The following is a 26,248-nucleotide window of genomic DNA, read 5'->3' on the forward strand; positions in this document are numbered from 1 at the left end:
GCTACCATTCTTTTTTTACTTTTGAAAACTCTTGATAAATACAATGTATTCATCAGAATTTTATTATCAGCTTTTCCAAATTTTTAAAGAGCAAGAGAAATAAAAACTCCTCAAAATTAAACACACTTCATTCTCAGGCGGTTAATGGCCCGATAAAGAATATTTATTTTTAAGAAGTAAAAGTGGTGGAGCTAAGCAGGATCGAACTGCTGACCTCCTGCGTGCAAGGCAGGCGCTCTCCCAGCTGAGCTATAGCCCCACATATGCTGGTACTTACTGTTTTAACCATCTTCTTGATTAGACAAGAAGTGGTGGGTCTGAGTAGATTTGAACTACCGACCTCACCCTTATCAGGGGTGCGCTCTAACCAGCTGAGCTACAGACCCAAAACAATAAGTGTTGTTCTCTTTACAATAACAATCATCTGTGTGGACACTACGAACAAATAAGTTCTAAATCGTATAAGGAGGTGATCCAGCCCCAGGTTCCCCTAGGGCTACCTTGTTACGACTTCACCCCAGTCATGAATCACTCCGTGGTAAACGTCCTCCCGAGGGTTAGACTATCTACTTCTGGAGCAACCCACTCCCATGGTGTGACGGGCGGTGTGTACAAGGCCCGGGAACGTATTCACCGCGTCATTCTGATACGCGATTACTAGCGATTCCGACTTCATGGAGTCGAGTTGCAGACTCCAATCCGGACTACGACGCACTTTAAGTGATTCGCTTACTCTCGCGAGTTCGCAGCACTCTGTATGCGCCATTGTAGCACGTGTGTAGCCCTACACGTAAGGGCCATGATGACTTGACGTCGTCCCCACCTTCCTCCGGTTTATCACCGGCAGTCTCCTTAGAGTTCTCAGCATTACCTGCTAGCAACTAAGGATAGGGGTTGCGCTCGTTGCGGGACTTAACCCAACATCTCACAACACGAGCTGACGACAGCCATGCAGCACCTGTATCAGAGTTCCCGAAGGCACCAAACCATCTCTGGTAAGTTCTCTGTATGTCAAGTGTAGGTAAGGTTCTTCGCGTTGCATCGAATTAAACCACATGCTCCACCGCTTGTGCGGGCCCCCGTCAATTCATTTGAGTTTTAACCTTGCGGCCGTACTCCCCAGGCGGTCTACTTAATGCGTTAGCTTTGAAAAACAGAACCGAGGCTCCGAGCTTCTAGTAGACATCGTTTACGGCGTGGACTACCGGGGTATCTAATCCCGTTTGCTCCCCACGCTTTCGTACATGAGCGTCAGTGTTGACCCAGGTGGCTGCCTTCGCCATCGGTATTCCTTCAGATCTCTACGCATTTCACCGCTACACCTGAAATTCTACCACCCTCTATCACACTCTAGTTTGCCAGTTCGAAATGCAGTTCCCAGGTTGAGCCCGGGGCTTTCACATCTCGCTTAACAAACCGCCTGCGTACGCTTTACGCCCAGTAATTCCGATTAACGCTCGCACCCTCCGTATTACCGCGGCTGCTGGCACGGAGTTAGCCGGTGCTTCTTCTGTCAGTAACGTCACAGCTAGCAGGTATTAACTACTAACCTTTCCTCCTGACTGAAAGTGCTTTACAACCCGAAGGCCTTCTTCACACACGCGGCATGGCTGCATCAGGCTTGCGCCCATTGTGCAATATTCCCCACTGCTGCCTCCCGTAGGAGTCTGGGCCGTGTCTCAGTCCCAGTGTGGCTGATCATCCTCTCAAACCAGCTAGGGATCGTCGCCTTGGTGAGCCATTACCTCACCAACTAGCTAATCCCACTTGGGCCAATCTAAAGGCGAGAGCCGAAGCCCTCTTTGGTCCGTAGACATTATGCGGTATTAGCAGTCGTTTCCAACTGTTGTCCCCCACCTCAAGGCATGTTCCCAAGCATTACTCACCCGTCCGCCGCTCGTCAGCAAAGTAGCAAGCTACTCTCTGTTACCGCTCGACTTGCATGTGTTAGGCCTGCCGCCAGCGTTCAATCTGAGCCATGATCAAACTCTTCAATTAAAAAGTTTTATGTCTTTCGACAGCTCAATGAATTCTGAATTTTTTAATATCTTTCGATATTGAATTGACTGTGCCGAATAATTACCGAAATAACTATTCTGTTGGTCACTCAGTTTTCAATTGAGACTCTAATTTGTTTGCCTCATTACTTGCTCAATAAAGAACGAAGTAGTTTGGCTGTTAGAACTCAATCTGTACGAGTGCCCACACAGATGATTGCTTTATATTGTTAAAGAACGTTTTGAGTCGCTTTAGCGTCTCAAGGGATGCGAATAATACACCCTTTATTTTTTGAGTCAACACTTAGTTTTAAACTTTCTTTTTAGAAGATTTAAAACCGAAGTTTTATTTAACTCTCTGAGTAGTTCGTGCCTCGCTATGCGTTGGCCTTTCCCGTCTCAGTGGGGTCGCATTATAGGGAGAACAGATTTTTACGCAAGTACTTTTTTAAAGAAAAAGTAAAAAAAGATACTGTTCGGTCAGTATCTGAACTAAACACCCTAAAACTGATAGTTTTGTAATCAAACAGTGCCTTTTATGGTACAAAAATAACCTTGCTGATACACTCAAAGCTAATAACTATTATCTAAAAGGTACTAAATATGGCAATCCGTTCTTATAAAGGTGTAACTCCTTCGTTTAATTCGTCTGTTTATATTGATGAGTCATCAGTTTTGGTTGGTGATATTACTTTAGGTGATAATAGTAGTGTTTGGCCTTTAGTAGCCGCCCGAGGCGATGTTAACTATATACGTATTGGTAAACGCTCCAATATACAAGATGGCAGTGTATTGCATTTATCTCGTGCAACTAAAAGCAATCCAGCTGGTTATCCACTTATTATAGGTGACGATGTAACTGTAGGTCATAAGGTAATGCTGCACGGATGTATATTAGGAAACCGTATACTTGTAGGTATGGGCGCTATTATTATGGATAACGTAGTTGTTGAAGATGATGTGATTATAGGTGGCGGCTCTTTAGTACCACCAAACAAACGCTTAGAGTCTGGTTACTTATATGTAGGGAGTCCAGCTAAGCAAGCCCGCCCTCTAACGGAGCAAGAACTTGCCTTTTTAAAAATATCTGCAGATAACTATGTATCACTTAAAGATGAATACTTAGCTGAAATGGCTAACTTAAGTTAATAAGCTTACTTCAATTTGGCCTGCCGAGTTATAGCTTTCTTCTTCGATAAGCTCCTCGGCACGTTCTTCATAATCAAAACGATACTTTTCAAAATACTCTGTTGCATGGCTTTCGTCTGTTAATTTAAGTGTATTTACTTCTATTACACACTCCACCAGCATGCCACTAACTTGTGCAAAAAATACTAACTGATGATCGGGCTCTCTAAACTCTAGCCTATCTATAAATTGTATTGCCTGATTCATTTAAGCGTTCCTTGTTTGAGCGCATCAACGACGGGAAGTATTTTTGGCATTTTATTACGCCATACATAATATGCTTGAGCAGCTTGGCCAACTAACATGCCACTGCCATCTAAAAGCTTAGCGTTAATATTATGCTGTGCAACCCAATTCATAAAAATGGTATTTTGCAGTGAATAAAACATGTCATAAGCGACTTCACAGTTAGTTATGTGTTTTTTATCAAGTGCTGGTAGTTCGTTATTCATACTGCTAGAGGTAGAGTTTATTATTAGTGAGTAATCGCTTACTGGTAAATCATCAAAACCAAAGCCAGATACTGGTCCATATTGGGTAAACAGCTCTGCGAGTTCTTTGGCTTTTTGTGCTGTGCGATTAACTATTATTATTTCCTGAGGGTTATGCTCTAACAAAGGTAAAATAACCCCTCGAGCAGCACCGCCCGCACCTATGATTAAAATGCGTTTATTAGTTATGGCTACTTCATTAGCGAGTAAATCATTTACAAAGCCCACACCATCGGTGTTATCACCGAGTAATGAGTCATCATCTCGTTTTTTTAATGTATTAACAGCCCCTACTATTTTGGCTAATGGCGTAAGCTCATCAGCCATTGCATAAGCTTGCTCTTTAAATGGCATTGTAACGTTAGCACCCACACCGCCTTGCTCAAAAAAAGACAATACTGTTTTTTCAAAGTTATCGATAGGTGCTAATATTGCGCGATAGTCGATTTGCTCACCCAGTGATACAGCAAATTGTTTATGTATCGCGGGGGATTTTGAATGTTTAATTGGATTTCCAAAAACCGCATATTTGTCCATTTTAAAGCAACCTCTTTGCAGCTATAACACTGCCTATTAACGATGATAAGTAATATGATTAAACGACTTTTTTCTAAATCTAAGCCGGCTCCCGAGCAACAGGCTCCTACTCCTGAAAAAACACCGTATGAAATAATAGGTGGAGAGAAAGGGGCGCGAGCTATCTCCAATCGATTCTACGACATAATGGAGTCAGATGAATACGCTAAACCGTTATATGATATGCATCCTCTGCCATTAGATCGAATTCGCCAAGTATTTTTTGAATTTTTATCTGGTTGGTTAGGCGGGCCAAACCTATTTACTGAAAAACATGGCCAGCCAATGCTACGTAAAAGACATATGCCTTTTACTGTAGATAAAGCATTGCGCGATCAGTGGATGTACTGCATGAATAAAACGCTGGATATAGAAATAGACAATCCGTTGTTGCGTGAAGGCTTAAAGCAATCATTCTCTCAACTAGCAACGCACATGATCAATCAGCATTAAATTTATATATAGCCATAATGCAAAAAGGCGCTAATTAGCTGTCTCTTGATCACAAGTCTGACTCAAGAGATTTTGCTAAATCGTAGCCTTCCAGGATGGCTTGTAACTTAAGCCATCCTTTCCATAACACTTTCACAGATGCACGCCCTGTGCGCTTGGTATCTTTCCAGCCTCCTAACTTTGCCAGTTCCTGATACGCCCATGACATATTTGGAGCAGTTTCAGGCAATGGTGTTTTTATTCTCTTTAACCACAATAACTTCCATGCTTTGGGAGATAACAGTTGTTCACAACTTGGAGAATCAGGCTGCTCATTGGTGAACTTTAGTTGCAATATTCGCGTCGCAATAAAGCCATTAATCGTCACCAATCTTTCCATGTTATCTTGGCTTTGAAGGCGTAAACTTTCGATATCCGTACCATCACTTTTCCAGACTTTATGGTATTCCTCTACAAGCCAACGGTGCTCATAGTAGGTGATGATAGCTAAGGCGTCTTCTTTGCTGGTGACTGGTTCACTGGTTAATAGGTGCCAGCTTAAGCCGTTCTTAGCGTTTCCTCGCTCTGTACAGCCGACATAGTAAACTGGGAGGGAGTGTCCTTTCTTATTGTAAGGCGCTTTGAGTGTCACTGGCGCATAGGTGATATCCAGTGTTGCGCTTCGGGCTTTTCTTCCTCCTTTTTGTGCAATGTGGATGTGTTTGGTGCCTGCACTCATCAGCTCGCTTGCAAACGCATAGAGCTTATCCTCACCTTCTTCAATATGACGACTTTGCATCGAGCGTACGACGAATCGTTGCTGCTCGGTCAGTTTATACTGCAAGTATTCGTAGATGTCCGCTTCGCGGTCACACACCGATATCACGTTCGCCATTTGTCCTTGCAGCCGCTCTGCCATCGCTCGTGACGCTGACTCCCACTTGTAACTTTCTTTTTCTTCGTAAGAAGTCGTCGCGTGTTTTTCTCTTTTTCCAATCGTGTTGATATCACGACTCCAGCGAGACTGTTCAATTAATCCCACAACTTGCTTTGTGTCTGGCGCAAACAGTAATACGCTATGAGCTAACAAGCCTCGTTGTTTTGCTCCTCGTCCGACATGACCCAAATCATCTCGAATGGAGGAATGCTTATAAATTAGTGTGGTCGTGTCTTCTAATGCGAGCAATAAGTTATGACTTTTTGCTTGTTCAACCGTGGCTTTAAAGCCTGACTCTGCTATAGCCGTTGCGTCAATATTCTCGTTGCGAATAAAGCGGTAGGCACCTTCCATATCGGCGGGGGATTGAGTGATGTTCACAAGTGGTTTTCCTGGTTCATTTGCAAGCGTTGATGCTAACTTTACCAGACGCGCTGTTCTTCTTGGATCACCTAAGTCCGATTTACCGAATTGTTGTTTTGCCCAATGAGTATGTTCGTTAATCATAATGTGCCCTCAAACAAGATTTGAAGATCTGATCATGACATTGAGATTTAGTTCAAAAAAATCCCCGCTAATTTCTTAGCAGGAATTTGTGTATAAGAGACAGCTAATTAGCGCCTTTTTGATTATTGTTTAATTTTTATAATTGCCACTCTCTGGCTATCAGCTCACTTGGTTGACTCGTTAACCACTCTTGCGGGCGTAAGTAATACTGATATAGGTTAGCTTCTGGGCTACTTGGCTCTGGTTTATAGTTATATTCCCAGCGTGCAAGTGGTGGCATAGACATTAATATAGACTCAGTGCGCCCGCCACTTTGTAATCCAAATAAAGTGCCTCTATCCCATACTAAATTAAACTCTACATAACGTCCGCGACGATAAAGCTGAAAATCACGTTGTTGTTCTGTGTATTCATCATTTTTGCGACGTTCTATAATTGGTAAATAGGCATCTAAAAATCCATTACCCACCGATTGCATAAACGCAAAACTCTTTTCAAAACCAAGTTCGTTTAAATCGTCAAAAAACAAACCGCCTACTCCGCGCGTCTCGTCTCTGTGCTTTAAATAAAAATACTCGTCGCACCATGTTTTATATTTTGGATAAACTTCACTACCAAATGGCGCACAAATGTCGTGAGCAACTTGATGCCAATGCTGTACGTCTTCTAATACTGGGTAAAAAGGAGTGAGATCAAACCCGCCACCAAACCACCATATTGGCTCTTCGCCTTCTTTTTCGGCTATAAAAAAGCGCACATTGGCATGACTTGTTGGTACATGAGGGTTTTTAGGATGAATAACTAACGACACACCACATGCATGAAAGCTGCGCCCTGCAAGCTCTGGTCTATGTGCTGTTGCAGAGCCTGGCATTGAAGCGCCAAATACGTGTGAGTAATTAACTCCGCCTTGCTCTATTACAGTGCCATTTGTGGTTACACGTGTACGACCACCACCACCTTCTGCTCGCTGCCAGTTATCTTCTATAAATTTAGCACTGCCATCTGCAGCCTCCAAACCTTGGCAAATAGTGTCTTGCAAAGCCATAAAGTAGGCTTTTACTTGATCTAATAATTCGCTTTGCATATTAACCTCTAAATATTTTGCCAGTCATGGCGTCTTTTATTGTGCTTGGTTGAGTATTACCACCTAACGGCTCGTCAACGTAAAAGCCAACTTGTTCTGCAAATTGCGCTTTGGCTTGCTCAATACTAATTACCGTTTCTTGGCCGGTTAAGTTTGCACTGGTTGATACTAATGGCTTACCAAACTCTTGGCATAAACGCTTTACTGTTGGATGGTTTGTTACTCTTACTGCAATGGTATCAAACTGCCCTGTGAGCCATTTAGGCGTATTTTTAGATGCAGGCATCACCCATGTAATTGCAGCAGGCCAACTCGAAAAAATATCAGCGCGTTTATCCATTGGTATTTTTGCATCATCTACGTATTTTAATAATTGTCCGTAGTTATCAGCGATTAAAATAAGCCCTTTTTCAACCGGGCGCTGCTTAATAGCTAATAGTGCTTCAACGGCTTGTTGATTATCTGGATCACAACCTAAACCATATACAGCTTCTGTTGGGTATAAAATAACTTCGCCTTGCGTTAAGCATGTTATTGCAGTGGGCGTATTTGAAAGGTCTGACAAAGTAGTCTCCAGATATAATTAAACGTTATTCAGTTGGGGTGAGCTTATGCATGCAGCTTTTTTGTGGGCATTGCAATAATATGCCGTTTGCCATATTTCTTTCTATGACGATAGGCCAGTCACATTCAGGACACGGATGTTCAACCGGTTTATTATTAAGCGTGTATTTACAGCTTGGATAACAATCACAAGAATAAAATACTTTACCAAACTTATTACTGCGCGCGACTAAATGACCTTTTTTGCATTTAGGGCAACTAGGCAAAGTATCTTCGCTTTGCTTTTCTTCATTTTCGTTAGCAATGTAATGACACTCTGGATAACCCGTACACCCAATAAACATACCATAGCGGCCATTTTTAACCACCAGCGGTTTGCTACACTCAGGACATGCTGAATCTTCTAATATTTTGATTTCGTTACTGTCGTGATGTGCCAGCGGCCTAATAAAGTCGCATTTGGGATAACTTGCGCATCCTAGAAAAGGGCCTGATTTACTATTGCGGATCACTAACTCTGAACCACACTGTGGGCATATCTCGTATTCTTTTTCGAGGGCGTGCTTGTTCGCCGAGAAAAGCGAATGGTCGATTTTACTCATGGTGATCCTAATAGGTTGGTGAATTTTCGCCTAATATACCCAAACCACTTAAAGATACAAGTAATGCCGTGCTTATCCTTTTAAGTAATTTGAGTACAATTAAGATAATTATCTCTAATGAAGAAGTTCGCTGGGTTCATCAAAAATCAAATCTTCCATTTGCTCATATGCCTCTTCAGAGCCAGGAACGTTAAACAAGATCATAAGTACAATCCACTTTAAGTCTTCTAGGCTTATAGTTGGTTTATCGAGAGAGGCTAAACAGTCCATTACCATTTCACGTGTTACATTGTTAATTACGCCTATTTGTTCAATAAACATTAAAAAGCCACGACACTCAGCGCTGAGCCTTTGGCATTCACTATCGGTAAATATACGCACAGCATCTTTAGGGTTAGCAATAAGATAAGGAGACTCATCGCTGTGTTGTAAATCGGCTAGTTGCTCTAACCAATCAAGAGCTTTAAATATCTCAGGCTTATTAAAGCCCGCACGCAGTAGCTCATCGCTTAACTCATTTTGCTCTGCAAATATATCCGCTTCGCTATGAATGTAATTTTCAAAAAGATACAAAAGAATATCAAACATATTACCTTCCTGCGCTTAACTTGATGTAACCATCTAACACTCGCTCAATCTGATCGTCTAATTCTAAATCGAGCAACCTACTGAGTACTTTATCTATTGGCCACTGCGCACGACGCACAATGTCATCTACACTGGTTACTTCAAAGCCAATACTATTTAAAACCTCACATTGAGAATTGGCTTGAATCGGCTGCTCTTTATTACATACATTATTGTCGTAAGTAAAACTCACCTCATCAAGAATGTCAGCCACGTTTTCTACCAGCTTAGCACCTTGCTTTATTAAAAAGTGACTTGCCTGCGCTAACGGGTTTTTAATAGAACCCGGTACTGCAAATACCTCTTTATTTTGTTCAAGCGCATAGCGTACTGTAATTAACGAACCACTTTTAATTTCAGCCTCAACAATAAGTACTCCTAACGATAACCCAGAAATAATACGATTACGGCGCGGAAAGTTGTGCGCATGAGCAGCTGTGCCTGGTAAAAACTCACTCACCAGCAGGCCGCTTTCTAAAACTTGGTCTGTTAATAGTTTATGGCGTTTGGGGTAGTAAATATCAACCCCAGTACCAAGCACAGCTATGGTTTTACCTGTACCAGCAAGAGAACCTTTGTGTGCTGCACCATCTATTCCCCGCGCCATGCCTGAAGTAACTGTAATACCCGCCAAAGTTAACTCGTATGCAAATTCTGAGGCTATTTCAAGCCCGGTAGGTGTAGCATTACGGCTGCCAACAATTGCAATCTGTGGAGTTGATAATAACGAGACATCTCCCCTGCAAAAGAGTAATAAAGGCGCACTGGCAATCTGCCGGAGATCTTCTGGGTAAAGCGCATCAAAAATACAGACAACAGTAATGTTGTTCAGCGCTATTAATTGCTCATAATGACTGACTTGTTGCCAATTAGTGTTGAGTAAATTACTCGCTTGATTAGCGGTTAACCCAAGCTGTAAAAGCTTGTCATGGGATAAGTCGAATAACGACCCAAGGGAATAGTTTGTAGATAGTGCTAAAAGGGTTTTTATACCCAACCCTTTACACATATAAAAGGCAAGCCAGTGGGCTAGCTTGCCAGATGACTGATCCATGCTCTCTCCTAGAGCACCGACTCGCTACTTCTTAATGAATAACTGCAATATCTCCAATGCGAATTGGGTGCTGGTTTTTAGTTATTAATGCATAACTTACTTTGTCATACACTTTAAAGACAATTAGCTCACCAACTTTTTCTTTAGGCATGGTCCACGTTGTGTTTTGTTCGTCAGACTCATCACCAAATAATTGGCTCACATCAGATAAAAGCTTCTCATATTTACTAGAATCTTCTGGATAACGAGGGCCACGAGGACCATCGATAACCGTTGGCGATTGACGTTCTAGATCTAATACATGACCCGCTTCTATATTTTGTTCACTGCCTAAGTTTAGCACCACAACATCCATTGTGCTGAATTCTCTAACTTCACGTGGTGAAGCAATAATATTACCTGTTACAGGTTCTAAAGGACGGTGTATATCAAAGTACGCAGGGAGCATTTGGCCTTCCATTGCCGGCATTAAAAAATCACCTTGCTGAATTTCTCGTTTAACAGACTCAACACGTAATGACGAAGGCACGCCATTTTTCTCATCGCCCGCTCTAAAAGCACGTGCTATACCCACATAAGATGCACGCGTTGCTAACACTTCACCGGTTAAGTCTGTGTAAAGGTCACCTTTATGATAAATGGCATATGCTTTATGTACTTGTAAGTCGCCTTTGGCATATAAAATGTGGCCTAACGTTTGTGTTTTAGTATTTTCGTTAGCACCTAAAATATAAGGCTTACCTTTAATATCATCACTGTTCATTGCTTGCTCGTAACTGATATAAGGTTTGATCATTTCAAGCGGCAAAGTAGTAATAGCATTACGCCCTTTTGGTGTAATACGACCCTGAGGAGATAGCTTTCTATATCCTTTATTGATCACTAAACGTGGGTTTCCATCAGCATCGTATATCAACGCTAATGCATCACCGGGGTAAATTAGGTGTGGGTTGTCAATTTGTGGATTCATTTGCCAAAGTTCAGGCCATAGCCAAGGCTCATCTAAATAGATGCCAGAAATATCCCAAAGTGTATCGCCTTTTTTTACAACATACTGTTTTGGTGCGTCTTTTTTTATTTTAAGTACATCAGCAACTGCGGGAAACGCGGCGCTTAACGTAAGCATGATTGCAAGTAATGGAGATTTCATCGAGCTTCCTTGTATTGTTTTTTCATTATTATTGCCCAAAACCTGTTAAAGGTGAACGCGAATGGCTAAAATAAGAGCATACAATACCCTAAATTAAGCACAAGTGAAAAAGGTAACTATGGCTAGGTTAGAAGTTTTAAGATTTCCAGATGAACGTTTACGTACCGTAGCAAAAGATGTTGTACAAGTTGACGACACAGTACGCCAAATTGTAAAAGACATGCTAGAGACAATGTACGATGAAAATGGCATTGGTCTTGCGGCCACGCAAGTAGATATTCATCAACGAATCGTTGTTATTGATGTATCAGAAGAGCGCAATGAGCCACTGGTATTAATTAATCCACAAATCATTAAAAAAGACGGCTTTACCGTTAGCGAAGAAGGCTGTTTATCAGTACCTAACTCGTATGCAAAAGTAGATCGCGCAGAAACAGTAACAGTCGCTGCACTTAACGAAAACGGTGAAGAATTTGTACTAGATGCAGATGAATTATTGGCTATTTGTATTCAACATGAACTAGATCACCTTCAAGGTAAGCTATTCATTGATTACTTATCTCCATTAAAACGCCAACGTATTCGTAAAAAGCTTGAAAAAGAAGCCAAGTTTGCAGAACAGTAATAAGCACCTTAGGAAAACTCAGTGACTCAACCATTACGCATTATATTTGCCGGTACGCCAGACTTTGCCGCACGTCATTTACAAGCGCTGATACAAAGCGAACACAAAATAGTGGGTGTATATAGCCAGCCAGATCGCCCTGCAGGTCGTGGTAAAAAATTAAAAGCCAGTGAAGTGAAAGAGCTAGCGCTTGAGCACAACTTACCGGTTTTTCAGCCACAGTCATTAAAAAATGATGAAGCACTAGCTGAGCTAACAAGCTTAAATGCCGACATTATGATTGTTGTAGCATATGGCTTAATTTTACCTAAAGCTATTTTAGAAGCGCCACGTTTAGGTTGTTTAAATGTGCATGGCTCTATATTACCGCGCTGGCGCGGTGCTGCACCTATTCAACGCGCAATTTGGGCAGGTGATGAACAAACCGGCGTAACAATAATGCAAATGGATGAAGGGCTAGATACCGGCGATATGCTACATATAAGCCGCTGCCCTATTAGCACAACAGAAACTAGCGCAAGCTTATATACAAAGCTTGCTGAGCTAGGTCCAGATGCGTTAATTGAAACCATTAATAAATTAGCTAATGGTGAGATCACCCCTGAACCTCAAAACGATGAACTTGCTAACTACGCTAAAAAGCTTTCTAAAGAAGAAGCTGATATCGACTGGTCCATGAGTGCGCTTCAAATCGAGCGAAACATTCGCTCTTTTAACCCGTGGCCAATGTGCTTTACCCAAATGGGTGGGCAAACAGTAAAGATTCATCAAGCGCAGGTTATGCTGCAATCAGGTGATCCTGGGCAAATTTTATCAAGCGACAAAAATGGCGTAGTAGTGGCGTGTGGCGAACACGCTTTATGTATTACGCAATTACAGCCGCAAGGTAAAAAACCAATGGCAATTAACGACTTTTTAAATGGTCGTAGTGACTGGGTTACTCCTGGCACAATATTAGGCGAAAACAATGAGTAATGTTCCAAACGTACGAGCGCTTGCCGCTGAAACTTTATATAACGTAGTTGATAAAGGCGCATCGCTTAATCAAGAACTTCCATTTGCAAGCCAAGGCTTGCCGCCTAAAGATAAAGCGTTGCTACAGCAAATTTGTTATGGCGTTTTACGCTACTTACCGAGCCTTGAAAATTACTGCCAACACTTAGTAGAGCAGCCATTAAAAGGTAAACGTAGAATATTTCAGTTTTTATTATACGTAGGTATTTATCAACTGCAGCATATGCGCGTACCACCTCATGCTGCCATTTCAGAAACGGTTAACGCACTGGCTCAACTACGCGCTTTAGGATTAAAAGGGCTGATAAACGCCATTTTACGTAGCTTTCAGCGTCAACAAGCTGAGCTTGAAGAAAAAGCGAAGCTTATTCCGGTATGTTTATACAACCATCCAAATTGGTTTATTAAACAGGTGCAAACAGCCTACCCAGATAGCTGGGAAGCACTACTTGAAGAAAACCAGCAACAAGCGCCAATGTGGCTTCGTGTCAATCAAGCCCAATTTAGCACGCAAGAATACAGCGACATGCTTAGCGCTAACGATATTGAACACACCTTAAACCCTGATTTTATTGATGGGATTAAACTTGCCAAACCACGTGATGTATTTTCGTTGCCTGAGTTTGATACAGGTGCATGTTCAGTACAAGATGCTGCAGCACAGTTAGCAGCCCGCTTTTTAGAACCTAAAGCAGATGACTATATTTTGGATGCCTGCGCAGCACCTGGCGGTAAAACATGTCATATTTTAGAGCTTGCTGATGCAGATGTACTTGCACTTGATAGCGACTCAACTCGCCTTGAACGTGTTAAGCAAAACTTAACTCGCATTGGCTTAGGTGCAGACCTACAATGTGGCGACGCATCACAACCACATACATGGTGGGATGAAAAATTATTTGATCGTATTTTACTTGATGTGCCTTGTTCGGCCACTGGTGTAATTCGCCGTCACCCTGACATAAAATGGTTACGTCGCGCATCAGACATCGAAGACTTAGCTAAGTTACAAAGCGATATTCTTGATAGCATTTGGCCACTGTTAAAACCAGGTGGCACATTGGTATATGCTACGTGTTCGGTTCTTCCACAAGAAAACCAACAGCAAGTTGCTAAGTTTTTAGCTAATAATGATGATGTAGAACATATACCTCTACACGAAAACGATACCGTAACAACGCCAGGTTTGCAGTTACTGCCCGGTGAAAGTGATGGATTTTATTACGCTAAGCTAGTTAAAAAAGCCTAATAGCCGTACACTAAATAGTTAGCCATTTATGAAACATTAAATGGCTATTTTTTTAATTAAATTATGATCAATACCACGGGTAAATAATGAAAATAATTATACTCGGTGCCGGGCAAGTTGGTGCTACGCTTGCTGAAAACTTAGTTGGCGAACAAAACGAAATTACCGTTGTTGATATAGACGGTAACCGATTACGTGAACTTCAAGATAAGTACGACTTACAAGGGGTTATGGGCCACAGCGCGCATCCTGATGTATTACGCCGTGCAGGTGCTGAAGATGCCGATATGATTATTGCGGTAACCAGTTCAGATGAAGTGAACATGGTTGCATGCCAAGTGGCGTACAGTATTTTTAAAACGCCCACTAAAATTGCCCGCATTCGCTCAGAGCAATATTTAAAATACCGCGAAAAACTATTTCAAAACGATGATTTACCAATCGATCATTACATTGCTCCCGAAGCACTGGTCACTAAGTATATTCGCCGTTTAATTGACTACCCTGGTGCTCTGCAAGTATTGCAGTTTGCTGATGGCATGCTCTCGTTAGTAGCCGTAAAAGCTTACTATGGCGGTTTACTTGTAGGTTATGCGTTATCTGCACTTAAAGAACACATCCCTAATGTAGAGACTCGTGTTGCCGCTATTTATCGTCAAGGTAAAGCAATAAAACCATTGGGTACCACTGTTATTGAAGCAGATGACGAAGTATTCTTTATTGCCGCTACAAAACACATACGCGCAGTAATGAACGAGCTACAAAAACTTGAACGTTCTTACAAAAAAATTATGATAGCTGGTGGCGGTAACATTGGGGCAGGCCTTGCCCGCTCTCTTGAAAAAAACCACACCGTTAAACTAATTGAACGCAGTAAAGAACGTGCCGAGCAACTCTCAGAAATGCTCGATAACACGGTTGTTTTTTGTGGTGACGCATCTGATCAAGAACTGCTCTCAGAAGAGCATATTGAACAAGTAGATGTGTTTATTGCCGTAACCAATGACGATGAAGCAAACATTATGTCAGCCATGCTTGCAAAACGTATGGGCGCACAAAAAACCATGGTGCTTATCCAGCGTGGTGCTTACGTTGATTTGGTACAAGGCGGCGAAATAGATATTGCCATATCCCCACAACAAGCAACAATATCAGCGTTATTAACGCACGTACGCCGTGGTGATATTGTTAATGTGTACTCATTACGCAAAGGTGCAGCAGAAGCAATTGAAGCCGTTGCTCATGGCGATGAAAACACTTCAAAAGTGGTTGGCCGTGCTATTGCCGACATTAAACTCCCTGCGGGTACTACTATTGGCGCAATAGTACGTAACGACGATGTACTGATAGCCCACGATGATACAATTATTATGTCGGGCGATCATGTCATTATGTTTCTAATCGACAAAAAACACATTACCGTTGTAGAAAAGCTATTCCAGGTAAGTGCTATATTCTTATAATTATTTGGCGTAAACGCAAAAAAGCCGCTGACTAAGGCGGCTTTAGTGGAGTATCTTCGAATATTGATTACTGTACCTTTGAAAACTCTTCTTTAGAGATTTCACCATTTCCATCAGTATCTAAATCATCAAAAATCTTTACAAGCTGAGGGTTAACCTTTGCTTCTTCCATTGTAATCGCACCGTCGCCATCTGCATCAAAAGAGGCAAAGTCCACTGCTGCATATGCTGCTGATGAAGATGCTAAAACGATAACTGCAAGTGTTGTATTGAATGTTTTCATAATAATATTCCTAGTAATATGGGAAGTCCTTTTCAAAGATCCCTGACTGTGAAAAATGTTTAATCTGAAAAAGGTTAGTTAACCTGTACTCTGGTTAAGAGATTTACTAACGTATTGAATCATGGTGATATTTAAATTTATTTTCTCTAGCCAGAGATTTTCAGTGAAAACAAGGCGAATTTACGCGTCAATAGCGGGCCTATTGCAAGTAAATTCAACGCAGTTAGCGCTGAAAATAGCTGCTAGAGATAGATTTATTATCCAGAGTTCAGGTTAATTAGTAATTAGCAAACTCTTCTTTAGAAAGCTCGCCGCTACCGTCGGTATCTAGCTCAATAAACTCGGCCATTAAATCTGTATCAACTGCCGCTTCGCTTGGGCTAATTGTGCCGCTACCATCAATATCAAGGCTATCAAAACCTGATGCTGCAAATGCAGCAGAAGAAGACGCTAGTGCTATAAGTGCTAATGCTTTATTTAAATTTTTCATAACTTAATCCTTCAATGTTCTATCAAAAAATTGCTTCGTTTAACTTAAAACGTAATTTTTCACTTCCTTGTTATCCTCTTTCGTAAGCTCCCTTGCCTACTTAGGTTGTCTTTGGCAACTCAGGATAAATACTTTAAATTAAGCTTCTGAAAATTCTTCTTTTGATAACTCACCATTTTGGTCAGTATCAAGTTCTGAGAACATACTCATTAGCTTTGCATCTACTGATGCCTCTGCTTGGCTAATTGTGCCACTGCCATCTACATCTAATGTATCGAAATCTGTTGCTGCAAACGCGGCTGAAGAAGATGCTAGTGCCACAAGTGCTAATGCTTTATTTAATGTTTTCATAACGTGTATCCTTCAATTTTATGAGTAATGTGGGGCTCTTAGTAGCGTAGCGCCCCAGAGTTTTAAGCTTATACTTGTGAAAACTCTTCTTTAGATAGTTCGCCGTCTTGGTCTGTATCAAGTTCAGAGAACATGCTCATTAATTTTGCGTCTACTGATGCTTCTGCTTGGCTAATAGTGCCACTGCCATCCACATCAAGTGTGTCAAAGTCTGTTGCAGCAAAAGCGGCTGAAGAAGATGCAATAGCGATAAGTGCTAAAGTTTTATTAATGCTTTTCATAATATGTATCCTTCAAATTTATGTGTGCGATTAAGTATTTCACTTTGAATCACGATTTCGTTCAGTACACCTAGGGTATAACAAATTAGATGCCAACATTTAAAAGCTATTAAATTTCAGATAGTTAAATGTAAAATTCATAAAAAGAAGGGATTTTTAAAGTAATTACTGTTGCCTTTTAGCAACGCACTTCAGAGTGGATACATTAAAACTATTAAAAACATATAGTTATGTTTAGATAAAAAGATACATTTTTAAATGTATGGAAATTAAAGAAGGGGATTTATAGAATAATTCAGATAAATTTTAACGAGGTAGATTTAATAACACAAAAAATAATACGTAATGCACTGTTTTATTTAAATAATATATTTAATTATATAAAAACAAAAAATACTTTATAAATACTCACGTAAAACGCCATTTTGTTGCAAATAAGCGAAAAACGATTTATTCAACGGTGGGCTCAAGCGCAGATGGGTCTATAAAATGCTCTTTCATAAAGGTTTTCATTTCATCCTCGCTTGCTAGTAGCTTAATTCCGCAGTGCACGCCTGCGACATGTTCCTTAGCACTGCAAATTTCGCCTTCAAAACTTTTATCGCTGCTATTGAGTATTACTGTGCATTGCATATCTTTAATATTTTCATCTTGCTGATCACCTCTAATATCAAACATTACTCCTGTTAGCGAAATGTCTTTAATGAGGCCTTCAAGTATTCTGTCGTCACTTAGCTTTAGCTTTGCAGGTAATAAGGTAGGTATACGCGTTTGCGAGCGCAGTGCAAATAACTGCACCTGCTTAGGATAGTTAATAAATATAAGCTTAGCCGGGTGAGACGCAACCGACATTATTTGTTGGCGAAACGCTATAACTTGCCCGCCACTACCTTCAATTAATGCTCTAACAACAACCATTACACCATCACGTAAATAGTCACTACTAGCAGGTAAACGTCTAGAGTTTGGGTAATTTAAAATAATAAATTTATTTTCAAGCAAACCAACAAACTCGGTTTTTACACGTTTACTGTCGGTTGGGGTTAATATTTCTAAATCGACCAAACCACTTGTAGTTAGTTGATGTAATTTGTCTAGATTTGAAGTTGGCATATCCCTTTCCCACTAACTTGTATATTAAAATTTAAACGACTCGTTTAACCACGCCAAAATGTAGGCGTAAATAGCACTAATAAGGTAAATATTTCTAGGCGACCAAACACCATTGCAATGGTCAGTAACCATTTAGCCCCATCGGTTATAGCACCATAATGCGATGCTACATCTCCTAAACCTGGGCCTAAGTTATTTAAACAAGCAGCAGTGGCTGAGAACGCAGTTATGTTATCCATACCCGTGCCCATAAGCGCTAACATAATAATAATAAATACCAGCGCATAAGCAGAGAAAAAACCCCACACAGCTTCTACTACTTTATCTGGCAACGCCTTACGACCCAGCTTGATTGAATATATAGCCCGTGGGTGCACCAAACGATTAAGCTCACGCACACCCTGTAAATAAAGTAAGAACACGCGCACTACTTTCATGCCACCACCGGTAGAGCCTGCACAGCCACCAATAAAGCTCGAAAATATAAGTAAAATAGGTAAAAACAATGGCCATGTTGAAAAGTTATCCGTAGCAAAGCCTGCTGTTGTACTCATTGAAACAGCTTGAAATAACGCCTGATCGAGGGTTTCATCGCCATTAGCAAATATTTCGTTAGAGGAAAGTACAGTAAAACAAATAACCACCAGGGCTAATTGAATACACAAAAACACCTTAAACTCTGGGTCTCTGATATAAACTTGTATATTACGACTGGCCACTGCGGCGTAATGCAGGGAGAAGTTAACAGCGGCAATAATTAAAAAGAACACACAAATAAAGTTAATTACAGGGCTGTCAAAGTGACCCATGGAAGCATCGTAAGTAGAAAAACCACCAATAGCGACCGTTGAGAATGCATGACATATCGCATCAAACCACTCCATCCCTGCAGCCCAATAAGCCAGCATACAAGTAATAGTCAACGACACATAAATATACCAAAGGTGCTTTGCAGTATCGGCAATTCGCGGGGTCATTTTAGAATCTTTTACAGGCCCAGGTATTTCAGCGCGGTACAACTGCATACCACCAACACCTAGCATTGGGAGTATAGCAACAGCGAGTACGATTATACCCATACCGCCAAACCACTGGAGTTGCTGGCGATAAAACAATACCGACTTGGGTAAATACTCAATACCGGTAAGTACTGTAGCGCCGGTGGTTGTTAAGCCAGAAAATGCTTCAAATACCGCATCGGCGAGCGATAAATTAGGTTCTTGTAAAAAGATAAGCGGCAAGGACGCAAACGCCCCAAGTACCAGCCAAAACAAAACAACAATTAAAAAGCCTTCACGTGCTTTTAAATCACCGTTTTCATGGCGGTTTGGGTAATAAGCCATCATGCCAATAACAACACTAAAAATAAATGCTAAAACAAAGGGAACACCACCACCGTCTTTGTATATTAAAGACACCAGTGCCGGAGGCACCATGGTAATACTAAACAGCGCAACAAGTTGGCCAAGAATTTTTATGATGGTACGAAATTGCATTTAGCTTGTCGCTTTTATTATTAGTAAATTCAGGCTGAGTAGTATCAACCAAATTAAATAGGGTCAGTATGCATTATATGCAATTTGTGTAGGTTATTACTCTTTAATAGTTAACTCAACTGCGCCGTGACTTAAATCAAAAATATCTTTGATTGCTTGCTGAGCTTCGCGGCTATCGATTGTAATCACCCACTCAATATTAGCAGTAAATTGCTTATCAATATTAAGCACTTGATACTTTGTTTTTAATAACTGCTCAATCGCGCCTTGCATGCTGTACTCGCTACTCCCAGTAATTTCAACGCTGGGAACTTTAAGCACCGTTTGCAATTTTACTAATGCATTATTTAATGAGCCACCATAAGCACGTACTAGCCCGCCGGTGCCTAATTTTATGCCGCCAAAATAACGTGTCACCACGGCAGTGATTTCGCCAAGGCCCGAACCCACCAGCACATTTAACATAGGCTTTCCTGCAGTGCCATTTGGTTCACCATCGTCCGAAAAACCATAAACATGGCTGCCACCGGGGTTGCCTGCCACATGTGCCCAGCAGTTATGGCGTGCATCGCTATACTTTTCTTCAATGCTTTTAATAAATGTTTTTGCTGAATTTAAATCGGGGGTGTGTGCAATGTGGACTATAAACGTACTTTTTTTTATTTCTTCTTGATGAAAAACGTCAGCAGCAGGATATTTATATTCAGACATATTAAAAGCTCAATTAAAAATGGGGCCTAAAGGCCCCGTTCATATGCATATTTTAACGTTTATTCGCTAACTCGTCTTTATAGAAATTAATCGAGTTCTAAATTACGCGTCATATTCTCTAGGCTATCTTCGTGAACAATAATGTTATCTTCAATACGAATGCCGCCAAATGGTTTAAATGACTCGACCTTTTCCCAGTTAATAAACTGCTTATTATCGGTTTGCGCTAAATCACCAAGCAGTGAATCAATAAAGTATAAACCAGGCTCAATAGTAAACACTTGGTTTTTTTCGATCAGGCGAGTACAACGCAAGAACGGATGCCCTTCAGGCGATGGTTGATGTGTGCCCTTTTCGTCACTCATAAAACCGCCCATATCATGCACTTGTAAACCTAGGTGATGTCCTAGTCCATGCGGGAAGAAAGTAGATGTAATTTTACGCTCAACAATTTCCTCCGCGGGTAGGTTAACAATTTTAAAGTCACTGAGTATTTGTGCGATACGGTTATGGCATTCAACGTGTAAATCACCATAAAGCATACCCGGCTTTAAACCTTTACCTAACTCGATTTGTTGAACTGTCATCGCTTGTACAAGCTCAGCAAACTCACCCTGCTTTTTAAAATCATACGTACGAGTAATATCAGCAGCGTAACCATTAAAGTTTGCACCGGCATCAATTAAAAATGAGTTGTGGGTGTGTGGCACTTTTGGATCAAAGTGCGTGTAGTGCAAAATAGCGCAGTTTTCGTTAAGCGCAACAATGTTGCCGTACGGCATTTCATTTTCGCTTTGACGTGTCGCCATTAAGTACGCTTGCTGAATATCAAACTCGCTACCACCATTAAAGAATGTATCGCGTGCAGCTTTATGCCCATCTACTGCAATGCGGTTAGCGTTGCGTAAACATTCAAGTTCGTACTGCGTTTTATAAGCGCGGTGGTAATGAAAATAGTTAAGTACAGGCTCAGGGTTCATAATACTAAAACCAAGAGCTTGCGCTACTTCAATGTATTCACCCATGTAAGCATATTTAGCTTTATCGTATGGTAATAACTTTTCTACTTGATCAGGCTGAAGTAGTAGCTCTATATCAAAGTACTCAGCCCAAAAGTCGCGAGGCTCGTCTGGTACTTTATGCCAAAAATCTACCGGGCGATAAAATATTAGTTTTGGCTTGTCGCTGCCATTTACCACAATCCAGCAATGAGGATTGTCAATAACCGGTAACCACGCTTTAAACTGTGGATTAACTTTAAATGGATAATACATATCATCTAAAAACTGGCGCTTAGCTTGGCCTGAATGAATTACTAATCCTTCTAACCCTTCGCTATTACAAATTGTACGAGTACGCTGTTGCAGTGTTGCAATATGTTCGGCGTATAAAACGGCTAATTTATCCATTGTTAATCCATCTGTTAAATTTAACTTGCTATGAGTCTATCACTTATACCAATTGCATTAAATTAATGATCTATTATAGCGATAAGAGAATAGCTTAATAACAAGGCTAAAATTATGATACATAGTTGTTCTATATAAATAATTTTTAACGCAGTTAGTGAGTTATTTAATACGCTAGAATGATCATGTTTTTAATAAAATTGGTATTACCCTAAGCGCTCAAAAAAGGGGGATATTTAACATGTAAACATCCCCCTTATTAATACCTATACCTATCGTGTTAAGTTATTGGTCGATTGGTATCATATATTCAACCGCCCATTTTCATTTCGAGTAGCGGCGCTAATACATTACCTTCTCGGCCCATTCTTGTATGGTAAACCTGCCTGTACGCAAATACATTTTTTACGTAATTGCGGGTTTCGCGATACGGAATAAGCTCTACCCATAACTCAGCCGGAATAGCGTCATCAGGTAACCAACGCTTTATACGGTGATAACCCGCATTATAAGAAGCCGTAGCCAGCACTTCATTGCCATGGTTTTTCTTTTTTAAGTATTGTAAGTAACTCGTACCCAACCTAATATTTGTTTTAGGTTGATATAAACGACTACTTGTCACACTGCCTTTATTTACATACTCAGCAGTACTAGGTAATAACTGCATTAAACCACGCGCATTAGCATGCGAGCGTGCATCTGGCGCAAAAGAGCTTTCGCGCCTTGCAATAGCAATACTCCAAGCAACATCTATCTTGCTACGTTTACTGTAGCGCTCAAAAACATCTTGAAACGCAAACGGAAAACGTTGCTCTACGTTATCCCATGCTTTAATTTTTGCTAAAGTAAAAATAGTACTGTCGTGCCAACCTAAATCGGTAGATAGTTGTGATGCTGCCAGCTTTTCTTCATCGCTGGAGGTATCCGTTAGGTAATTCCATTCACGGCGTGCCGACGTAAAGCGCTCAATATCATAAAGTGCTTTTGCACGCTTAAAGCCTGGTGCATTACTCACTTTATCTACAAGTACCTTATCGACTGCTAAAGGCTGATTATTTAAATCAACGGGCAACCCCAAACGTGCTGCGGCTAAAAAGCCGTAATAATCACGATTAGCCGCTACTTTTTTCCAGATGTCGTCTGCTTTTTGTTGCTCGCCACGTTGTGCATAGCTATAAGCTAACCAATATTGCTGACCAAGACTTAAATTTTCTTTACCTGTAAAAAATGCAGCAATCCCTTCCCAATCTTGGGTTTTGAGCATATTGCCCAGTTGCCATTGAATAAGCTTGCTGTCTAGTCGCTCTTTTGGCACTTTATTTAGCCAAAAGCTCGCTTGTTTATGCCCGCTAGAGGCAAGTGACAATGCAAAGGTGTAATACACATCCGCTTTTTCTTCATCGCTGTACTTAAATATTTTTTCTAGCTTTTCCCATGCTTTTAAAGCTAGCTCTTTATCGCGCCAAACCAAACGCTTAACACCATAAATAGCTATTTGCCCTTCTTTAGCCGACTTGTTTTTATATCTATATAATCCAGCGGCTGCGCTTGGATCTTTTCGCACTTTTAAATATAAGTCAGCTAAGTAACGCTCCTTACTTGGTAATAAAGTTTTTAAGTAAGGTAATAAGCTTTGCGTTCCGCCTTGTGCAGCAAGTGTTACACGCTTCCAAACCGTTTCTTCTTTCATGTAGCCTTTTTTACGCCACGTAGAAAATAAACTATCACAACCATTAGGTTGCGATTTACCTACAGCCCATAAGTCGGTCACCTGATTTAGAATTGCCTTTTCGGGAGCACCTAAATCAAGCTGAAAATCTAAATAAGTACAAGTAAGCTCCGTATTAGACGTTTCACGATAGTTGCGGATATACGCCGCCTTTTCGTTGTTATCTTTTAAATACTCTAACCACGCTTTACGGACCGGCCACTCAAGCGGCGTATGCTGGTATATATTTAAATATTCTTCTATTTCTGTCTGATGTTTAATGCTCGGATGGCGTTGCCAATACGTTTTTTCAACATAAGGTTTTAACGGATGATTTAGGTTATTAACCGCTTGTTTAAAGTCTTGGTAACTGCCGTACCTTACTTTTTTTTCGGCATCTAAAAATGCATCGTTATCGTTACTTGCCTCGGCAGAATGAAGAGGAAAAATGAATGCAGCTGCCGCAACACTTAGTAAATATTTTTTCATAATGTCCTTTAATAAAAATTAAAGTTGTGAATAAAAACTTTTCAACCACCTTAGCACCAAACCAGCTATATTTTAACCAGTCGATTGTAACCGAGTTAAATTTTTCGTTGCATTTTTAATTTAAAGCAAGCACACTGATTGAAATGCAAACTCATCGTACCAGTCTTAGTTCGTCAACTAGGGAGAATAATAATGTTATATAAAAGCGATTCCTTTGAAGTTAGCTTCCTAAAGGAAAACATCGCCGAGTTTAAGTTTTGTGTTGCAGGTTCTGTAAACACACTATCTCAAAAAACTCTTTCAGATTGCGCAGCAGCATTAAAAGAATTAGCCGCCAATACTGATATCAAAGGCATGATTTTTACCAGTGATAAAGACCACTTTATTATTGGTGCCGATATCTTCGAATTTTTACCTACATTTACTAAACCTGAAGAAGAATTAGTAGTGTGGATCAAAAACGCAACAGACGTTTTTGATGCAATTGAAGATTTACCATTCCCAACTCTAAGCGCTATAAACGGTATGGCACTTGGCGGTGGTTGTGAGTGGGCACTTGCTACCGATTATCGTGTGGCAAGCGAAACAGCTAAAATGGGCCTACCAGAAGTTAAACTTGGCATAATGCCAGGCTTTGGTGGCACAGTGCGCTTACCACGTATCATTGGCGCCGATAACGCGATGATGTGGATTACCTCAGGCGCAGAAAACCGCGCAGCAGATGCCCTTAAAGTAGGTGCGTTTGACGCGGTAGTTAGTGCTGACAAACTTCTAGAGTCAAGTGTATCAACACTCGAACTGGCGATTGCTGGTAAGCTAGATTGGCAAGCAAAACGTAACGTAAAACTACAGCCACTTAAATTAAACCGTGTTGAGCAAGGCATGAGCTTTGCTATGGCAGAAGGTATGGTAATGGGTAAAACCAAAGGCCACTATCCTGCACCGGTTATGGCTGTACGTACTATTAAAGCAGCGGCAAACTGTACTCGCGATGAAGCAATGGCAATCGAAAACGCTAACTTTGCTAAATTAGCACGTACACCAGAAGCAGCAGCACAAACTGGTATATTCCTAGCTGACCAATACATTAAAGGTAAAGCACGTAAATTTGCTAAGCACAGCGATGTAGAAATCAAACAAGCCGCAGTATTAGGTGCTGGTATTATGGGTGGCGGTATTGCATACCAGTCTGCTTATAAAGGCACACCTATTATAATGAAAGACATCCAACAAGATGCGCTTGATTTAGGTATGGGTGAAGCATCTAAATTGTTAGGTGCAAAAGTTAAGCGTGGCCACATGCCAATGGAAAAAATGTTGGCAACACTTAGCAAAATTAAACCAACACTTAACGAGTCAGACCTACAAAGTGCCAACATCATTGTTGAAGCCGTTGTAGAAAACCCTAAAGTTAAGCAAGCAGTACTCGCTGATCTTGAAAAGAACATGCCAGAAGGCACTGTACTTACTTCAAATACATCGACTATTTGTATTGATTTACTAGCACAAGCGCTAGATAAGCCAGAAAACTTCTGTGGTATGCACTTTTTCAATCCAGTGCCAAAAATGCCATTAGTAGAAATTATCCGTGGTGCAAAAACCTCAGATAAAACAATTAATGCAGTAGTTGATTACGCGCTTAAATTAGGTAAATCGCCAATTGTTGTTAACGATTGCCCAGGCTTTTTTGTAAACCGTGTTTTATTCCCTTACTTTGCAGGTTTTAGCAAATTAGTGGTTGAAGGCGCTAACTTTGCAAAAGTAGATAAAGTAATGGAAAACGTATTTGGTTGGCCTATGGGTCCGGCTTACCTACTTGATGTTGTAGGTATTGATACAGCGTTCCATTGTACTGGCGTAATGGCTGACGGTTTCCCTGAGCGTATGGCGCGTGCTGATAAAGACCCTGTGACTATTTTTGCCAACGAAAAACGTTTTGGTCAAAAGAACAAAGCCGGTTTTTACAAATACGAAACAGATCGTCGCGGTCGTCTTAAAAAGTCTCATGACGAGACAGCAATTGAGCTACTAAGCCCAATTACAGACGCACCAAAAGAATTTGATAAACAAGAAATCATCGACCGTTGTATGATTCCAATGATCAACGAAGTGCTACTGTGCTTGCAAGAAGGCATTGTTGCCTCGCCGCAAGAAGCAGATATGGCATTAGTTTACGGTGTTGGTTTCCCTCCATTTAGAGGCGGCGCGTTCCGTTACTTAGATCAAACTGGTTTAGCTAACTTTGTTGCAGCAGCAGACAAATACGCTCACCTAGGTGCGATTTACCAAGTATCTGAACAAACTCGCAAGTGGGCCGAAGAAGGTCGTGTTTTCTATAAGGTGGAAGGTTAATA

General features: G+C 40.9%; 25 protein-coding genes, 2 tRNA genes and 1 rRNA gene. 7 read left to right on the plus strand and 21 right to left on the minus strand.

What is annotated here, in order from left to right; all coding sequences use genetic code 11:
- Positions 1 to 183 precede the first annotated feature (183 nt).
- From ABX891_RS01320 to ABX891_RS01330, 3 genes are all read right to left on the minus strand, one after another.
- Positions 184 to 259 (minus strand) — tRNA-Ala (locus ABX891_RS01320).
- A 50-nt stretch (positions 260 to 309) separates the two neighbouring features.
- Positions 310 to 386 (minus strand) — tRNA-Ile (locus ABX891_RS01325).
- Between the two features lie 76 nt (positions 387 to 462).
- Positions 463 to 1,998, minus strand: a 16S ribosomal RNA gene (locus tag ABX891_RS01330).
- A 602-nt stretch (positions 1,999 to 2,600) separates the two neighbouring features.
- Between ABX891_RS01330 and ABX891_RS01335 the strand changes: the two genes are divergently transcribed.
- A complete protein-coding gene (locus ABX891_RS01335) occupies positions 2,601 to 3,146 on the plus strand; it encodes a gamma carbonic anhydrase family protein (protein WP_309167893.1) in 546 nt (181 codons plus the stop codon).
- Here the strand turns inward: ABX891_RS01335 and ABX891_RS01340 are convergent.
- Positions 3,138 to 3,392, minus strand: coding sequence for a DUF1488 family protein (locus tag ABX891_RS01340; protein ID WP_004335144.1), 255 nt, complete (start codon positions 3,390 to 3,392; stop codon positions 3,138 to 3,140). The genes ABX891_RS01335 and ABX891_RS01340 overlap by 9 nt on opposite strands.
- Complete coding sequence (aroE, locus tag ABX891_RS01345) at positions 3,389 to 4,213, minus strand: shikimate dehydrogenase (RefSeq protein ID WP_024604902.1); 825 nt, start codon at positions 4,211 to 4,213, stop codon at positions 3,389 to 3,391. The genes ABX891_RS01340 and aroE overlap by 4 nt, the downstream gene beginning before the upstream one ends.
- A 54-nt stretch (positions 4,214 to 4,267) precedes the next feature.
- Between aroE and ABX891_RS01350 the strand changes: the two genes are divergently transcribed.
- The gene (locus tag ABX891_RS01350; protein ID WP_004335148.1) at positions 4,268 to 4,705 is read left to right on the plus strand and encodes a group II truncated hemoglobin; all 438 of its coding nucleotides are present in this window, start codon (positions 4,268 to 4,270) and stop codon (positions 4,703 to 4,705) included.
- 49 nt (positions 4,706 to 4,754) lie between these two features.
- On the opposite strand, the gene ABX891_RS01355 is transcribed toward ABX891_RS01350, so the two are convergent.
- From ABX891_RS01355 to ABX891_RS01385, 7 genes are all read right to left on the minus strand, one after another.
- The gene (locus tag ABX891_RS01355; protein WP_024598303.1) at positions 4,755 to 6,128 is read right to left on the minus strand and encodes an IS4 family transposase; all 1,374 of its coding nucleotides are present in this window, start codon (positions 6,126 to 6,128) and stop codon (positions 4,755 to 4,757) included.
- Between the two features lie 136 nt (positions 6,129 to 6,264).
- Positions 6,265 to 7,215, minus strand: a complete 951-nt coding sequence (gene hemF / locus ABX891_RS01360) for an oxygen-dependent coproporphyrinogen oxidase (protein ID WP_024591292.1) — start codon at positions 7,213 to 7,215, stop codon at positions 6,265 to 6,267.
- Position 7,216: 1 nt separating this feature from the next.
- Positions 7,217 to 7,780: an L-threonylcarbamoyladenylate synthase type 1 TsaC gene (gene tsaC / locus ABX891_RS01365; protein ID WP_004335153.1), complete on the minus strand. Its 564-nt coding sequence runs from the start codon at positions 7,778 to 7,780 to the stop codon at positions 7,217 to 7,219.
- 25 nt (positions 7,781 to 7,805) lie between these two features.
- Positions 7,806 to 8,381 carry a DNA topoisomerase family protein gene (locus ABX891_RS01370; protein WP_004335155.1) on the minus strand — a complete coding sequence of 192 codons (576 nt, stop codon included), beginning with the start codon at positions 8,379 to 8,381 and terminating at the stop codon, positions 7,806 to 7,808.
- A 114-nt stretch (positions 8,382 to 8,495) separates the two neighbouring features.
- Positions 8,496 to 8,969, minus strand: a complete 474-nt coding sequence (locus ABX891_RS01375; RefSeq protein ID WP_309167892.1) for a DUF494 family protein — start codon at positions 8,967 to 8,969, stop codon at positions 8,496 to 8,498.
- 1 nt (position 8,970) lies between these two features.
- On the minus strand, positions 8,971 to 10,062 hold the full coding sequence (gene dprA / locus ABX891_RS01380) for a DNA-processing protein DprA (RefSeq protein WP_033040315.1): 1,092 nt from the start codon (positions 10,060 to 10,062) through the stop codon (positions 8,971 to 8,973).
- Positions 10,063 to 10,093: 31 nt separating this feature from the next.
- Positions 10,094 to 11,212 (minus strand): LysM peptidoglycan-binding domain-containing protein, encoded by a 1,119-nt coding sequence (locus ABX891_RS01385; protein ID WP_309167891.1) that lies wholly within the window; start codon positions 11,210 to 11,212, stop codon positions 10,094 to 10,096.
- 118 nt (positions 11,213 to 11,330) lie between these two features.
- Here ABX891_RS01385 and def point away from each other — a divergent pair, with 118 nt between their 5' ends.
- The 4 genes from def to trkA all read left to right on the plus strand — a co-directional run bounded on the left by def (position 11,331) and on the right by trkA (position 15,563).
- Positions 11,331 to 11,837 carry a peptide deformylase gene (gene def, locus ABX891_RS01390; RefSeq protein WP_309167890.1) on the plus strand — a complete coding sequence of 169 codons (507 nt, stop codon included), beginning with the start codon at positions 11,331 to 11,333 and terminating at the stop codon, positions 11,835 to 11,837.
- 21 nt (positions 11,838 to 11,858) lie between these two features.
- Positions 11,859 to 12,812 (plus strand): methionyl-tRNA formyltransferase, encoded by a 954-nt coding sequence (gene fmt, locus ABX891_RS01395; RefSeq protein ID WP_024604778.1) that lies wholly within the window; start codon positions 11,859 to 11,861, stop codon positions 12,810 to 12,812.
- Positions 12,805 to 14,100 (plus strand): 16S rRNA (cytosine(967)-C(5))-methyltransferase RsmB, encoded by a 1,296-nt coding sequence (gene rsmB / locus ABX891_RS01400; RefSeq protein WP_004335167.1) that lies wholly within the window; start codon positions 12,805 to 12,807, stop codon positions 14,098 to 14,100. Before fmt ends, rsmB begins: the two co-directional genes overlap by 8 nt.
- An 86-nt stretch (positions 14,101 to 14,186) precedes the next feature.
- On the plus strand, positions 14,187 to 15,563 hold the full coding sequence (trkA, locus tag ABX891_RS01405) for a Trk system potassium transporter TrkA (protein ID WP_004335170.1): 1,377 nt from the start codon (positions 14,187 to 14,189) through the stop codon (positions 15,561 to 15,563).
- Between the two features lie 67 nt (positions 15,564 to 15,630).
- On the opposite strand, the gene ABX891_RS01410 is transcribed toward trkA, so the two are convergent.
- From ABX891_RS01410 to ABX891_RS01450, 9 genes are all read right to left on the minus strand, one after another.
- A complete protein-coding gene (locus ABX891_RS01410) occupies positions 15,631 to 15,846 on the minus strand; it encodes an EF-hand domain-containing protein (protein ID WP_024597191.1) in 216 nt (71 codons plus the stop codon).
- Positions 15,847 to 16,123: 277 nt separating this feature from the next.
- Positions 16,124 to 16,336: an EF-hand domain-containing protein gene (locus ABX891_RS01415; protein ID WP_024604777.1), complete on the minus strand. Its 213-nt coding sequence runs from the start codon at positions 16,334 to 16,336 to the stop codon at positions 16,124 to 16,126.
- A 138-nt stretch (positions 16,337 to 16,474) separates the two neighbouring features.
- Complete coding sequence (locus tag ABX891_RS01420) at positions 16,475 to 16,687, minus strand: EF-hand domain-containing protein (RefSeq protein WP_024604776.1); 213 nt, start codon at positions 16,685 to 16,687, stop codon at positions 16,475 to 16,477.
- Between the two features lie 68 nt (positions 16,688 to 16,755).
- Positions 16,756 to 16,968, minus strand: coding sequence for an EF-hand domain-containing protein (locus ABX891_RS01425; RefSeq protein WP_024604775.1), 213 nt, complete (start codon positions 16,966 to 16,968; stop codon positions 16,756 to 16,758).
- 450 nt (positions 16,969 to 17,418) lie between these two features.
- Positions 17,419 to 18,081 carry a PilZ domain-containing protein gene (locus tag ABX891_RS01430; protein WP_309167889.1) on the minus strand — a complete coding sequence of 221 codons (663 nt, stop codon included), beginning with the start codon at positions 18,079 to 18,081 and terminating at the stop codon, positions 17,419 to 17,421.
- Between the two features lie 44 nt (positions 18,082 to 18,125).
- Positions 18,126 to 19,577 (minus strand): TrkH family potassium uptake protein, encoded by a 1,452-nt coding sequence (locus tag ABX891_RS01435; RefSeq protein WP_004335179.1) that lies wholly within the window; start codon positions 19,575 to 19,577, stop codon positions 18,126 to 18,128.
- 96 nt (positions 19,578 to 19,673) lie between these two features.
- Positions 19,674 to 20,288 (minus strand): YigZ family protein, encoded by a 615-nt coding sequence (locus tag ABX891_RS01440; protein WP_004335181.1) that lies wholly within the window; start codon positions 20,286 to 20,288, stop codon positions 19,674 to 19,676.
- A gap of 86 nt (positions 20,289 to 20,374) precedes the next feature.
- Positions 20,375 to 21,697, minus strand: a complete 1,323-nt coding sequence (gene pepQ, locus ABX891_RS01445) for a Xaa-Pro dipeptidase (RefSeq protein WP_024597188.1) — start codon at positions 21,695 to 21,697, stop codon at positions 20,375 to 20,377.
- Between the two features lie 310 nt (positions 21,698 to 22,007).
- Complete coding sequence (locus tag ABX891_RS01450) at positions 22,008 to 23,894, minus strand: transglycosylase SLT domain-containing protein (RefSeq protein WP_354628762.1); 1,887 nt, start codon at positions 23,892 to 23,894, stop codon at positions 22,008 to 22,010.
- Between the two features lie 192 nt (positions 23,895 to 24,086).
- Between ABX891_RS01450 and fadB the strand changes: the two genes are divergently transcribed.
- On the plus strand, positions 24,087 to 26,246 hold the full coding sequence (fadB, locus tag ABX891_RS01455; protein ID WP_138489862.1) for a fatty acid oxidation complex subunit alpha FadB: 2,160 nt from the start codon (positions 24,087 to 24,089) through the stop codon (positions 26,244 to 26,246).
- The last annotated feature ends 2 nt before the right edge of the window (positions 26,247 to 26,248 follow it).

Origin of the sequence: Pseudoalteromonas sp. NCIMB 1079 (genome assembly GCF_040567695.1) — a bacterium.
Classification (GTDB): domain Bacteria; phylum Pseudomonadota; class Gammaproteobacteria; order Enterobacterales; family Alteromonadaceae; genus Pseudoalteromonas; species Pseudoalteromonas distincta.